This is a genomic window from Bacteroides sp. HF-4919 (assembly GCF_018860125.1).
Genome location: NZ_JAHKNF010000017.1, coordinates 73,882 through 86,677, shown reverse-complemented (window position 1 = coordinate 86,677; position 12,796 = coordinate 73,882). Strand labels below are relative to the sequence as shown.

The 12,796-nt window shown below is 41.5% G+C and carries 11 protein-coding genes; 10 read left to right on the top strand and 1 reads right to left on the bottom strand.

The genetic code is table 11. The annotated features are described in order from the left end of the window. Positions 1-74 precede the first annotated feature (74 nt). Positions 75-1,016, bottom strand: a complete 942-nt coding sequence (gene mdh, locus KO473_RS21905; protein WP_005782497.1) for a malate dehydrogenase — start codon at positions 1,014-1,016, stop codon at positions 75-77. A gap of 186 nt (positions 1,017-1,202) precedes the next feature. On the opposite strand from mdh, the gene KO473_RS21900 reads away from it, so the two are divergent. From KO473_RS21900 to KO473_RS21855, 10 genes are all read left to right on the top strand, one after another. Beyond that, on the top strand, positions 1,203-2,075 hold the full coding sequence (locus tag KO473_RS21900; RefSeq protein ID WP_005782494.1) for a hypothetical protein: 873 nt from the start codon (positions 1,203-1,205) through the stop codon (positions 2,073-2,075). Between the two features lie 481 nt (positions 2,076-2,556). Continuing rightward, on the top strand, positions 2,557-4,206 hold the full coding sequence (locus tag KO473_RS21895) for a hypothetical protein (RefSeq protein WP_216035181.1): 1,650 nt from the start codon (positions 2,557-2,559) through the stop codon (positions 4,204-4,206). Beyond that, positions 4,203-4,568, top strand: a complete 366-nt coding sequence (locus KO473_RS21890; RefSeq protein ID WP_122130747.1) for a hypothetical protein — start codon at positions 4,203-4,205, stop codon at positions 4,566-4,568. Before KO473_RS21895 ends, KO473_RS21890 begins: the two co-directional genes overlap by 4 nt. Positions 4,569-5,459: 891 nt before the next feature. Then, positions 5,460-6,914 (top strand): TolC family protein, encoded by a 1,455-nt coding sequence (locus tag KO473_RS21885; RefSeq protein WP_122130748.1) that lies wholly within the window; start codon positions 5,460-5,462, stop codon positions 6,912-6,914. Positions 6,915-6,975: 61 nt separating this feature from the next. Further along, entirely contained in the window at positions 6,976-7,968 is a 993-nt protein-coding gene (locus KO473_RS21880) for an HlyD family secretion protein (protein WP_005782476.1), read from the top strand. Then, the gene (locus tag KO473_RS21875; protein WP_122130749.1) at positions 7,965-9,146 is read left to right on the top strand and encodes an ABC transporter permease; all 1,182 of its coding nucleotides are present in this window, start codon (positions 7,965-7,967) and stop codon (positions 9,144-9,146) included. Before KO473_RS21880 ends, KO473_RS21875 begins: the two co-directional genes overlap by 4 nt. Beyond that, on the top strand, positions 9,146-10,396 hold the full coding sequence (locus KO473_RS21870; RefSeq protein ID WP_122130750.1) for an ABC transporter permease: 1,251 nt from the start codon (positions 9,146-9,148) through the stop codon (positions 10,394-10,396). Before KO473_RS21875 ends, KO473_RS21870 begins: the two co-directional genes overlap by 1 nt. A gap of 21 nt (positions 10,397-10,417) precedes the next feature. Then, the gene (locus KO473_RS21865; protein ID WP_147346479.1) at positions 10,418-10,603 is read left to right on the top strand and encodes a hypothetical protein; all 186 of its coding nucleotides are present in this window, start codon (positions 10,418-10,420) and stop codon (positions 10,601-10,603) included. Between the two features lie 68 nt (positions 10,604-10,671). Then, positions 10,672-11,037: a BlaI/MecI/CopY family transcriptional regulator gene (locus KO473_RS21860; RefSeq protein WP_032536202.1), complete on the top strand. Its 366-nt coding sequence runs from the start codon at positions 10,672-10,674 to the stop codon at positions 11,035-11,037. 20 nt (positions 11,038-11,057) lie between these two features. Beyond that, on the top strand, positions 11,058-12,779 hold the full coding sequence (locus KO473_RS21855; RefSeq protein WP_122130751.1) for a M56 family metallopeptidase: 1,722 nt from the start codon (positions 11,058-11,060) through the stop codon (positions 12,777-12,779). Positions 12,780-12,796: the final 17 nt, after the last annotated feature.

Genomic DNA, 12,796 nt, shown 5'->3' with positions numbered 1-12,796 from the left:
AACCTCACAGCCCTTTTGAAAAGAGTTGTGAGGTCCGCATATTCTATTTTCAGATTAAGAATCCGGCATTCAAATTAGAGAGCACCAACTTCTTTCAGAGCTGCGTTAGTTCCGTGAACAGCCTTTGCGCTTGCCGCAAATTTTGCTTTTTCGTCAGCAGTCAATTCCAGTTCAACGATTTTCTCGATACCGTTCTTACCCAGGATTACAGGAACACCGATACAAAGATCAGATTCACCGTATTCACCTTCAAGCATTACTGAGCAAGGAATCATCTTCTTCTGGTTGTGGATGATAGATTCTACGACATAAGCTCCTGCCGCACCCGGTGCATACCATGCAGAAGTGCCCAGCAACTTAGTCAGAGTAGCACCACCTACCATAGTAGAAGCAACTACTTCGTTCAGCTTTTCTTCGCTCAGCAATGTGCTAACCGGCTGTCCTTTGTAAGTAGCCAGACGAGCCAACGGAATCATAGTAGTGTCACCATGACCACCGATCACCATACCTTCTACTTCGTTTGCATTGCAACCCAAAGCCTGAGACAAGAAATATTTAAAACGTGAGCTATCCAAAGCACCGCCCATACCGATAACACGGTTTTTCGGCAATCCGAGTGATTTCAATGCCAGATAAGTCATTGTATCCATCGGGTTAGAGATAACTACGATAATAGCATTCGGAGAGTATTTCAAAAGATTTTCTGCTACTGATTTCACGATACCGGCATTTACCCCGATCAGTTCTTCACGAGTCATGCCCGGTTTACGAGGAATACCAGAAGTGATCACAACCACGTCAGAGTTAGCAGTCTGAGCATAATCATTTGTGCAACCAACGATTGTTGTGTCGAAACCCAACAACTGAGCAGTCTGCATCATATCCATTGCTTTACCTTCTGAAACGCCTTCTTTTACGTCCAGCATTACTACTTCGTCTGCCACTTCATTGAAGGCCAGTACATTTGCACATGTAGCACCTACGTTACCTGCGCCTACTACGGTTACTTTTGACATAATACTTATATTTTAATAAAGTTGATAATTAGTTCGTATCGTTTTCGTGACGGCAAAAGTACAACGATAATCGAAATTAAAGAAATTTTTCCATAATAATTTTAGTTAAAGAAAAGTGAATAGACTGTGTTACTCTGTATTGAAATGATTACTTTTGCAGCGTTTTATCATTCAACCTTATAGAATATGAATAAAAAGAATCTGCTGATCATTGCCGTATCTGTTTTGGTGCTCGCGCTCATCGGTCTTACTTATCTGTTATTCTCCGAAAAACAGACTAACCGTGAGCTGGTTCAGGAATTCCAATTGGATAAAGAAGATCTTGAAAATGAGTACACTCGCTTTGCACAGCAATATGACGAACTGAAACTGACTGTATCGAACGACTCTTTGGCAGACTTGCTGGCTCAGGAGCAGGTCAAGACGCAACGCCTGCTTGAAGAACTCCGTACGGTAAAGAGTAGTAACGCCACAGAGATAAGACGCCTGAAAAAAGAATTGGCAACACTAAGAAAAGTAATGATCGGTTACATCAATCAGATTGACTCGCTGAATAAACTGACCGCCCAGCAAAAACAAGTGATAGCAGAAGTAACGCAGAAATACAATGCGGCTTCACGCCAGATCAATAATTTGTCTGAAGAAAAGAAGAACCTTAATCAAAAAGTTACATTAGCTGCTCAGTTGGATGCAACCAATATCTGGATTGAACCTCGCAACAAACGTGGCAAAAAAGCTAAAAAAGTAAAGGATATCGTAAAACTGGCCATCGGTTTCACGATTGTTAAAAATATCACTGCCGAAACCGGAGAACGGACACTCTACATCCGGATAACGAAACCGGATAACGATGTATTGACCAAAAGCCCGTCAAACACTTTCCCTTATGAAAACCGTACGTTAGGCTACTCTATCAAAAAGTACATCGAATACAATGGGGAAGAACAAACTATTAACGTATTCTGGGATGTGGAAGAGTTTCTGTATGCCGGCGACTATCGGGTAGACATCTTTGCTGACGGAACAATGATTGGGTCGCAGAAGTTCACATTGGACTAAAACTTTAAAAACATATACTTTAAAGAGGATGTGCCAGAAGCCGGTTACTAAGTAACCGGCTTCTGGCACATCCTCTTTTTTATTACTTCAATTCTATCTTATTAATGGAGTTACTCCCCAAGTCTTCTAAATTGGATACACCTATTTATGCACTTTCCGGCACTGGGTTAATGAAAAAGAATTTATCCAAGGTACATTTGTCATTTGATAGAGAACGAAGTCATTTGTTTAAATGATATTGCTTTGGCTCAATAGGGAGTTTACGTAAAAAAACTGTCTTTATAATAAATCAATATTAAACCTGCTTCATATATATTGAAAGAATGATAAAATATTAACTTCTTTTTCATGTTTCGAGTTGAGTACGGTTTTAGTATGAATTGTATTATATGTAACATGAACTATTAGTTTTTAATAGATTCTAATTAAAAACAGACTAGTAATTGTGATAAAAAAAATATTATAAATAAAAAAAACAGACATGAAAAAAGTGAAAATCAATTTATTTTTATTTCTTTTTTTCTCTATCATCTTAGAAGCATGCTCCGACGATTATGCTACTTACAACAATGAACCCACTAAAAATGTAATAACAAGAAACGTCAAAAGCAAAGAACAATATATGGAGCGATTTGCTGAAATATTATCAAAAGCCGTTTTCGAAGAACAAAGTGTCAGGCACTTTTTAAAAGAGGAAGCTTTAAAGAAAATAGATAACGGATACAATATTTTTTATCCCATTGCCAAAGATGGGCAAATAAACAATTGTTCTTTCCGAGATATATTAATAAAGTACGCCAAAGATAAAGAGGAAATTGAGAACATCGAGGCAAATGTACCTTTACTAAATATCCACATACCAGAATACGGGAATCTTTTAATAAAAGACATGGATGATGGAGACTTTGAAGTACCGGTTCTATTAGATAGGACATTATACTATAATGGAGTCATAGTAGATACAATTGCTGCTAATGAAATACCTGGATTTAATTTGTTTGTAGTTTGTGAAAGTGGCAGTATAAGAAAAAAACATGCGCAAACTCGAAATTTCTCAGCTTACCCTTTAAATGAAAATTATGAATTTGTTGATCAGTCTTTTGATCCTACATACTCCGAGAGGACCGCAGGAGTAACACGTGCTTCGGCATACGAGGAGCTTAGTGAAAAATATAAAGATGAAGGCTATGTCCCAATAAAAGATATAGATCCATTATTGGTAGCAGCCTATAATAAATCCTCCCTAAAGCCCAGGGCAACGAGATCACTTATGTATTATGGTTTAAATAGCATAAGCGAAACTCCCAAAGAAATTCGTCCGGATATAAAAGATTGTATTTTCAGATTTAAGATTGCAGCTGATGCGTTTTCTCGCTTGGAGGATATAGCAACAGGGCAAAACAAGCCATTATTCTATGATAAAGTGCAGCAGAAAAAAGGCTCTTTAAGCAGAGAAGAAGTTTTAGGACGCATCTTAACGGGAAGAGCTTTCTGTTTTCTTTTCAGAATCGAAGGAAGCGTAAACGGAAATAACGTAATATCTGAAGGAATGAAGATTTATGTTACCCCTGAAAAATTATTCAATCTTAAAATCAATGAACATAGAAGACATAAAACGATGTTTAGACGTACAAAGTATACCTATACAATTGATAGAAATGGTATTAAGTCCAAATGGTTCTATCCTTTAGATTACGGACACGATACAAGATTGAATGAATGGAACATAGCTAAAGATCCCATTAACAAAAAGGTTGTAGTATATCTTATTAACCCGGATGAAGGAACAACCGCAAAAATCACAGAAACATATTCTTTAACTTATATATCCAATAAGGGAATAGATGGAAGCATTTCTGCTCCAATCATTAAAGGAATCACCCTAGGAATAAATGGAAAATTAGATAATACAACGACAACTCAAAAGACAGTAACAACAGAATATTCTATCACCCAAAGTAATGAACGTATTGACGAGTTCTACTTTGATTTTTTTAATGACTATCCCATTGAATCTGTTTTATCCAATAACGAGTACGTAATTCCTATTAGAAAAGGTAAAGGAATAATAGAAACAAGTATTTTACCAATATCAAATAGTTTCTTTACATTTAAACGATTTAAAAGATGAAAAAACAAGTAACTTTCTTTATCTGCACAATTATTTTGTTGGCTTTGTCGTCTTGTCATAAAGAAGCAGATTATTCTTTAAATAATTCAATCTGGATACATCAATTTCAAGCTGAAGAACGGGTAGAAGGTGGTGTAAAAGCAGTAGGACTTTTCTTCGGAGCAAAAACAATTGAAAAGTATAGCCTTGATAAAGACTACAAAGCATTAAAACTTTTGAATACATTTAACTATGTAAAGGAAGGTAATGAAATTATAATCAATGGTGCATTCAGACAAACAGTGGGAGATAATTATCTTACTTTTGGTGATGGAATGTACTATTGTTCAGAAAAAAGCAAGGGCTCTTTTTTCCAAAAGTAATAAAAAAGGAGGGAGCAATTAAGAATAGGTATTGAAGGAGCAGAGAATAAATAATTCCTCTGCTCCTTTTAATTAAATATTCGTGCTACTGCCACTTTTGATCCGAACCATATCAGTAAATCGGGTAAATACCCCCTATTGGGTTGCTCCCGGCCCAGTTATGCGAAGATGCTCAAAACGCAATCTGGAAATCTCCAGATATAAGAATAAAAAGGTTATTGTCTACTATTGCCACGAAACTTTCCTTTCTGCTTCTCTGTTCGTGTTATTGAAAAACAGAAACCTTAAATAAGGCTTTTGAACCAGTAAGCTAAATACCAATTCGCAATAGTTGTTTATTATACTACAGCTAAAGTATGCAATCGGGTACGCATTATTACGAAAAAAATGATTCGGGAAGACAGGATCAATCCATAGTTGATAAATAAGCAAGTATACAGGCTTTCAGCCTGCTAAGTCTTATTGGATAAAAAAAGGCACGATGATACTTAAACAGATGAAAGGCAAGACATTCAAAGCACTAAACTCTTGCTGGGAAAAGACTTGCTTTAACACAGTGTTAAAGTCTGCTCTTTAGATTCAAATAACAAGTCATTTAAATGCAAAAGGCTTGTTATTTGCATTTGGAAAAGAAGAAGCCCCAAAATGCGATTAACAATGTTAATTGAAAAAGCGAGAATACATCGCCCGGTATTCAAACATCAGGCCTAAATAACAAAAAAAATTAAATCGTTTTGCTTTTTAAGATTAACCCTTTATATTTGCATCGTTGTTTATGCAATTATTGTTTCTTGTCCTAACAAGGATAACAAGAACAAAACCGGATAAACAAACAGCCCGCAAGCATTGTTCTTTAAAATGAAGTATTACCTTTATAATGTATAAGATGCGATGAAAAAAATCCTGTTTCTGTTTTTTCTCCTGACAACTACTTTCTCTCTGAAATCACAGGGAATCCTATCCTTAGATAGTTGCCGTGCATTGGCCATTGCCAACAACAAAGAGTTGTTGATAAGCGGAGAGAAAATAAATGCTGCACACTATCAAAACAAAGCAGCTTTTACGAACTACTTACCCAACTTCTCTGCTACAGGGGCCTATATGCGTAACCAAAAAGAATTCTCGCTGCTCAACAGTGATCAGAAAGCTGCCCTATCGGGCTTAGGAAACAGTATAAGCGGACCACTGCAGCAGGCTGCACAAGTCATCGGACAGCTCCATCCTGAACTGGCCCCGGCTTTGTCGCAACTGGGAGGGGCTATCGTACCGGCCTTGAACGAAGCCGGAAGTTCTATTGTAGACGCATTCCGTACCGATACCCGCAATGTATATGCAGGAGCCATCACCCTGACACAGCCATTATACATGGGCGGCAAAATCCGGGCATACAACAAAATCACTAAATACGCTGAAGAGTTGGCTCGCCAACAGCACAATTCGGGTATGCAAGAGGTGATTCTCAGCACGGATCAGGCCTATTGGCAGGTTATCTCGTTGGTCAACAAGAAAAAACTCGCGGAAAGCTACCTGAAGCTATTGCAGAAACTGGACAGTGATGTAGAAAAGATGATTGCCGAAGGGGTAGCCACTAAAGCGGACGGACTCTCGGTTCGGGTGAAGGTAAACGAAGCCGAAATGACACTGACAAAGGTTGAAGACGGGCTAAGCCTTTCGCGGATGCTACTGTGCCAACTGTGCGGCATCGACCTGAGTACCCCCGTCGTATTGGCCGACGAAGACATCGACGACATTCCTTTAATGCCTGTTACTACCGACTTTGAGGTTGAAACAGCCTATGCCAACCGGCCTGAAATACGGAGCCTGGAACTGGCAACCAAAATTTATCAACAAAAAATAAACGTAACCCGCTCCGAGCATCTTCCGTCTTTAGCACTGATGGGAAACTATATGGTTACTAACCCTTCCGTATTCAACAGCTTTGAAAATAAATTCAAAGGAATGTGGAATGTAGGCATCATGCTTCAATTACCCATCTGGCACTGGGGAGAGGGCCTCTATAAAGTAAAGGCAGCCAAAGCAGAAGCACGCATCGCCCAGTATCAACTGGAAGATGCCAAAGAAAAAATAGAGTTGCAGGTCAACCAATCGGCCTTCAAAGTGAACGAGGCAGCAAAGAAACTGACCATGGCGAAAAAGAACCTTGAGAAAGCTGACGAAAACCTGCGCTACGCCACCCTTGGATTCGAAGAAGGAGTAATTGCTCCAAGCAACGTACTTGAAGCCCATACTGCCTGGTTGTCGGCCCAATCGGAAAAGATCGATGCACAGATTGATGTGAAGTTAACAGAGATCTACCTGCAGAAGTCATTGGGAACACTGAAATAAAATGAATAAGTAAATTTAGAGAAAGCCAATCTCAATCGTAAATCGTAAAATCATAAATAAGATGACATCACAAAAATCACAGAACAGCAATATGCTGCTTGCATTCCTCACTCTGCTGGGAGTTATTGTACTGGTTGCAGTTGTCGGTTTCTTCATGCTCCGCAAAGGCCCGGAAATTATTCAGGGACAGGCCGAGGTGACCGAATACCGCGTTTCGAGCAAAGTTCCCGGACGCATTCTGGAATTCCGTGTGAAAGAGGGACAAACAGTACAAGCGGGAGACACTCTCGCCATACTGGAAGCTCCGGACGTAATGGCAAAAATGGAACAGGCACGTGCAGCTGAAGCCGCTGCTCAGGCACAAAACGAAAAAGCAATCAAAGGGGCACGTCAGGAACAGATCCAAGCAGCTTATGAAATGTGGCAAAAGGCGATAGCCGGTGTCGATATAGCAGAGAAATCATACAAGCGTGTTAAAAATCTGTTCGACCAGGGAGTCATGCCTGCGCAAAAGCTGGACGAAGTCACTGCGCAACGTAATGCAGCCATCGCCACAGAAAAAGCAGCAAAAGCCCAATATACCATGGCTAAGAACGGTGCCGAACGTGAGGACAAAATGGCTGCCGCCGCTTTGGTAGACCGTGCCAAAGGAGCTGTTGCCGAAGTGGAATCGTACATCAAAGAGACTTATTTGATTGCTCAGACAGCCGGAGAGGTTTCTGAGATATTTCCCAAAGTGGGCGAGCTGGTAGGCACAGGTGCACCGATTATGAACATTGCAGTGATGGATGACATGTGGGTGACATTCAATGTGCGCGAGGATTTATTGAAGAACCTGACAATGGGATCTGAATTTGACGCTATCGTGCCCGCACTGGACAACAAAACGATTCGCCTGAAAGTATACTACATGAAGGATCTGGGTACTTACGCTGCCTGGAAAGCAACTAAAACTACAGGACAGTTCGATCTGAAAACTTTCGAAGTAAAAGCTACTCCGGTTGAAAAAGTAGACAATCTGCGTCCGGGAATGTCAGTCATCCTTAAAAAATGAAAGAAAGAGAAAAGAAATATATAGCCCTCTGGCTGGTCATGAAGCGCGAATGTCGCCGTCTTGTGTCCCGTCCGCTCTATCTCTTCTGCATGGTGATAGCCCCGTTATTCTGCTATATTTTCTTCACCACGCTGATGGACTCGGGGCTGCCCACCGACATGCCTGTCGGTGCTGTCGATCTGGACAACTCAACCAGTTCGAGAAATATCCTCCGCAATTTGGATGCCTTCGGGCAAACGGCTATCGTGGCCCGTTATGGAAGTGTGAATGAAGCCCGCACTGCAATGCAGGAAGGCAAAATTTATGGGTTCTTCTATATTCCCAAAGGGTTGTCGGCCGATGCTCAAAGCCAACGACAACCCAAGGTATCTTTCTATACCAACAACTCGTACCTGATTGCCGGCTCACTGCTTTTCAAAGACATGAAGATGATGTCCGAACTTGCATCAGGGGCAGTCAGCCGTTCGGTACTGTACGCTAAAGGTGCAACAGAGGGCCAAGCCATGGGATACCTCCAACCGATAGTCATCGATACACACCCGATACAGAATCCATGGTTGAACTACTCGGTCTACTTGTGCAACACCCTTGTACCGGGAGTACTTATGCTGATGATATTCATGGTAACGGTATTCTCCATCGGCGTGGAAATCAAAGACCGTACCGCACGTGAGTGGTTGCGTCTGAGCAATAACTCCATTTATATCGCATTGGCAGGTAAACTTCTTCCACAAACGGTAGTGTTCTTCATCATGGGTATATTTTATAATGTATACCTGTACGGATTCCTGCATTTCCCATGCAACAGTGGCATCCTCCCTATGCTGCTGGCCACTTTGTGCCTTGTACTGGCTTCACAATGTTGTGGCATCGTGATGATAGGCACTTTGCCTACACTCCGCCTCGGATTGAGTTTTGCATCATTATGGGGAGTCATCTCTTTCTCCATATCGGGGTTCTCTTTCCCGGTAATGGCTATGAATCCGGTATTGCAGGCATTGAGCAACCTGTTCCCACTACGGCATTACTTTCTCATTTACGTAGACCAGGCACTCAACGGATACAGTATGGCTTATTCCTGGTCCAATTATATGGCGTTATTGATTTTTATGTTACTTCCTTTCTTCGTGGTTCACCGGTTGAAGGAAGCTTTGATATACTATAAATACATGCCCTAATGAAAGATATAAAATTAAAAGATAAAATAGCACAAGGAGTCAACGACCTGTTTTATATCTGGAAACGGGAGTTTGGAACCACCTTCCGTGACCAGGGAGTATTGATTTTCTTCGTACTCGTGCCGTTGGTATATCCGTTGATTTATAGCTTCATCTATACCAACGAAGTGGTGCGCGAAGTGCCCGCAGTGGTAGTAGACGATTCACGCTCCTCACTCAGCCGCGAATATCTCCGCAAAGTGGATGCCACTCCCGATATAGAAATCGTAGCGTATTGTGCCGATATGGAAGAAGCCAAACAAATGCTGAAAGACCGTCTGGCTTATGGCATCATTTATATTCCGAAAGAATTTAGTGATAACATAGCACAAGGTAAACAGACTCAGGTAAGTATTTATTGTGATATGAGCGGACTGCTATATTACAAAAGTATGCTTCTGGCTAACACAGCCGTATCTTTAGACATGAACGAAGATATCAAAATAACCCGTTCGGGCAATACCACCGACCGCCAGGATGAGATCACAGCCTACCCCATCGAATATGAAGACGTGGCAATGTTCAATCCGACTAACGGTTTTGCCGCTTTCCTGATACCGGCAGTACTGATCCTGATTATTCAGCAGACTTTACTGTTGGGTATCGGACTTTCTGCCGGCACCGCCCGCGAAAACAACCGCTTTAAGGATCTGGTGCCCATCAACCGGCATTACAACGGCACGCTGCGTATTGTAATGGGTAAAGGACTAAGCTATTTCATGGTCTATTCGCTCGTATCTGTTTACGTACTTTGTGCGGTTCCCCGCATGTTCAGCCTCAACCAAATCGGACAACCGGGTACATTAGCGTTATTTATCCTTCCCTATCTGATGGCTTGCATCTTCTTTGCCATGACTGCGTCCATTGCCATCCGTAACCGGGAAACGTGCATGCTGATATTCGTCTTCACGTCTGTTCCGTTACTGTTTATTTCGGGAATCTCCTGGCCGGGAGCAGCCATACCGCCGTTCTGGAAATATTTCTCTTATATATTCCCGTCTACTTTCGGCATTAACGGATTTGTGCGGATCAATAACATGGGGGCGACACTGAGTGAGATCCCATTTGAATATAAAGCATTATGGATACAAACGGGATTCTACTTCCTGACTACCTGCTGGGTATATCGCTGGCAGATCATCAAGAGCCGTAAGCATGTCATTGATAAATACAAAGAAATGAAAGACAAAGGAAAACCTATTCTTTCATAATCACATGCTAAGACACGTGTCATGAAAAGAAGATTTCTTTTCGGGACAATTATCAGAGCTATTTCACAACAGAGAATGAAAATGCAGGTACGTTTTATCTGCACCCGCAGATTTATACAGACAACACAGGTTACTGACCAGTTATTTGCTTTTCTTCCCTCCTCACGACTTTCCCCTATACGCAACCTGTTCATTTACATCATTTAACACACTTCGCTTTGTTTAGTTACGACCGTTTCGTAAATTTGTAAGATAAACGTAATTAAACATACTCCATGGAAAAGTTGACAATGCAAGAAGAAGAAGTGATGATTTACATCTGGGAACTGGAAAGTTGCTACGTGAAAGACATCGTTGCTAAATTTGAGCAACCTACTCCTCCCTACACCACGGTGGCCTCCATCGTGAAGAATCTCGAACGGAAAAAATATGTAAAGGCACAACGCGTAGGAAATACGTACCTGTACACTCCGGCTATTAAAGAAAGCGAATATAAACGAAGTTTCATGAGTGGAGTCGTAAGGAACTACTTTGAGAACTCTTACAAAGAAATGGTTTCTTTCTTCGCCAAAGATCAGAAGATATCGACCAACGACTTGAAAGAAATCATCGACATGATCGAGAAAGGAAAAGAAAACTAATCGCTAATACCCTGAAAAACATGACTCCCGAACTGGCATACTTCCTGAAGATAAACATAGCAATTGCTTTATTCTACGCCTTCTATCGGTTGTTTTTCTACAGAGACACCTTTTTTCAGTGGCGAAGGATTGTTTTGCTTTGCTTCTTTATCATTTCTCCACTCTACCCGGTGCTGAATATTCAGGAGTGGATCAGATCGCACGAACCTATGGTAGCAATGGCCGATTTATACGCAACCATTGTATTGCCCGAAATTGAAATAACTCCTGAAGTTGCGACTACGGATTGGCAAAACATCATTTTATCTACAGTGAATATCATCTATTGGGCAGGAGTCGTATTACTTTTAATACGCTTCGTTGCCCAGTTTGCCAGTATTTTGCGGTTGCGTTTTCATTGTCAGAAAGATCAGATAGAAGGAATTCCTGTCTATTTGCTTGACAAAGAAAGTGGTCCGTTCTCTTTTTTTCATTGGATCTTCATTCATCCGCAAGCACATCCGCACAATGAGTTAAGCGAGATCCTTACTCACGAAGGAACGCATGCCCGGCAAAAGCACTCCATAGATGTTATCATCAGCGAACTGATGTGTATCGCCTGTTGGTTCAACCCGTTTGCATGGTTGATGAAACGGGAAGTACGGAACAACCTGGAGTATATGGCCGACAACCGTGTGCTGGAAGCCGGACATGATTCAAAATCTTATCAGTATCACTTATTGGGATTGGCTCATCAGAAAAGTACTATCACTCTCTCCAACAGTTTCAATGTGCTGCCATTGAAGAATCGCATCACCATGATGAACAAAAAAAGAACCAAAGAGATAGGACGGACCAAATATCTGTTATTTCTCCCGCTGGCTCTCGCCCTAATGATAGTCAGCAACATCGAAGCCGTGGCACGTACTACTAAAAGTATCGCGCAGGAAGTGATACAAACAGTAGAAGAACAGATTGAACCGAAATCTCCGATTGAAGAAAACGCCCCATCCCATACGGCAGATGCTCCGCAATCTCAAGCGGACAACGCAGCCCGACAAACAACCCAAAGAAATCCGGAAGAACAAACTGTTTTTGAAGTAGTTGAGAAGATGCCGGAGTTTCCAGGAGGATTGACAGAAATGAATAGGTTCATCAACAGTCACCTCCGCTACCCTCCTATCGCTCAGGAAAACGGAATACACGGACAAGTCGTTGTTCAGTTTATAATCCGGGCAAACGGAACGATTACCGACTGCACAGTAGTGAAAAGTGCACATCCAACGCTGGACGCCGAAGCATTACGTGTAATAAAAGAGATGCCTAAGTGGCATCCCGGAAGACAAAGAGGAATAGCCGTAGCAACCAGAATGACCGTCCCGGTACGGTTTCGACTGATAGGTGAAGCGTCCGAAACGACAAGTAGTTCCGATAAGAATCTTGAAAATAAAGTTTTTGATGTAGTTGAACAAGCTGCCGAATTCCCCGGTGGAATGAAAGCTTGTTTAGCATATATGTACAAAAATATAAAATATCCTACAGTCGCAATGGAAGCGGGAATACAAGGACAGGTTGTCATACAAATGGTTATTGATAAGAACGGAAAAATAAGCAATCCCAAAATAGTTCGGGGGGTATCACCGGAACTGAATGCCGAGGCACTCCGTATAGTAAACAGTATGCCCCAATGGATACCCGGGAAACAAAAAGGCAAGAACGTAGCGACCCGATTCACACTCCCCATCCGGTTCCGTCTGGCCTAACCGTACTCCCAACCTGA

What these genes read in the sequence shown, in the direction of transcription:
- KO473_RS21870 (WP_122130750.1), top strand. Translation starts at nt 9,146, where the DNA reads ATGAAAGATATAAAATTAAAAGATAAAATAGCACAAGGAGTCAACGAC.
- KO473_RS21890 (WP_122130747.1), top strand. Translation starts at nt 4,203, where the DNA reads ATGAAAAAACAAGTAACTTTCTTTATCTGCACAATTATTTTGTTGGCT.
- KO473_RS21865 (WP_147346479.1), top strand. Translation starts at nt 10,418, where the DNA reads ATGAAAAGAAGATTTCTTTTCGGGACAATTATCAGAGCTATTTCACAA.
- KO473_RS21895 (WP_216035181.1), top strand. Translation starts at nt 2,557, where the DNA reads ATGAAAAAAGTGAAAATCAATTTATTTTTATTTCTTTTTTTCTCTATC.
- mdh (WP_005782497.1), bottom strand. Translation starts at nt 1,016, where the DNA reads ATGTCAAAAGTAACCGTAGTAGGCGCAGGTAACGTAGGTGCTACATGT.
- KO473_RS21855 (WP_122130751.1), top strand. Translation starts at nt 11,058, where the DNA reads ATGACTCCCGAACTGGCATACTTCCTGAAGATAAACATAGCAATTGCT.
- KO473_RS21880 (WP_005782476.1), top strand. Translation starts at nt 6,976, where the DNA reads ATGACATCACAAAAATCACAGAACAGCAATATGCTGCTTGCATTCCTC.
- KO473_RS21875 (WP_122130749.1), top strand. Translation starts at nt 7,965, where the DNA reads ATGAAAGAAAGAGAAAAGAAATATATAGCCCTCTGGCTGGTCATGAAG.
- KO473_RS21900 (WP_005782494.1), top strand. Translation starts at nt 1,203, where the DNA reads ATGAATAAAAAGAATCTGCTGATCATTGCCGTATCTGTTTTGGTGCTC.
- KO473_RS21885 (WP_122130748.1), top strand. Translation starts at nt 5,460, where the DNA reads ATGAAAAAAATCCTGTTTCTGTTTTTTCTCCTGACAACTACTTTCTCT.
- KO473_RS21860 (WP_032536202.1), top strand. Translation starts at nt 10,672, where the DNA reads ATGGAAAAGTTGACAATGCAAGAAGAAGAAGTGATGATTTACATCTGG.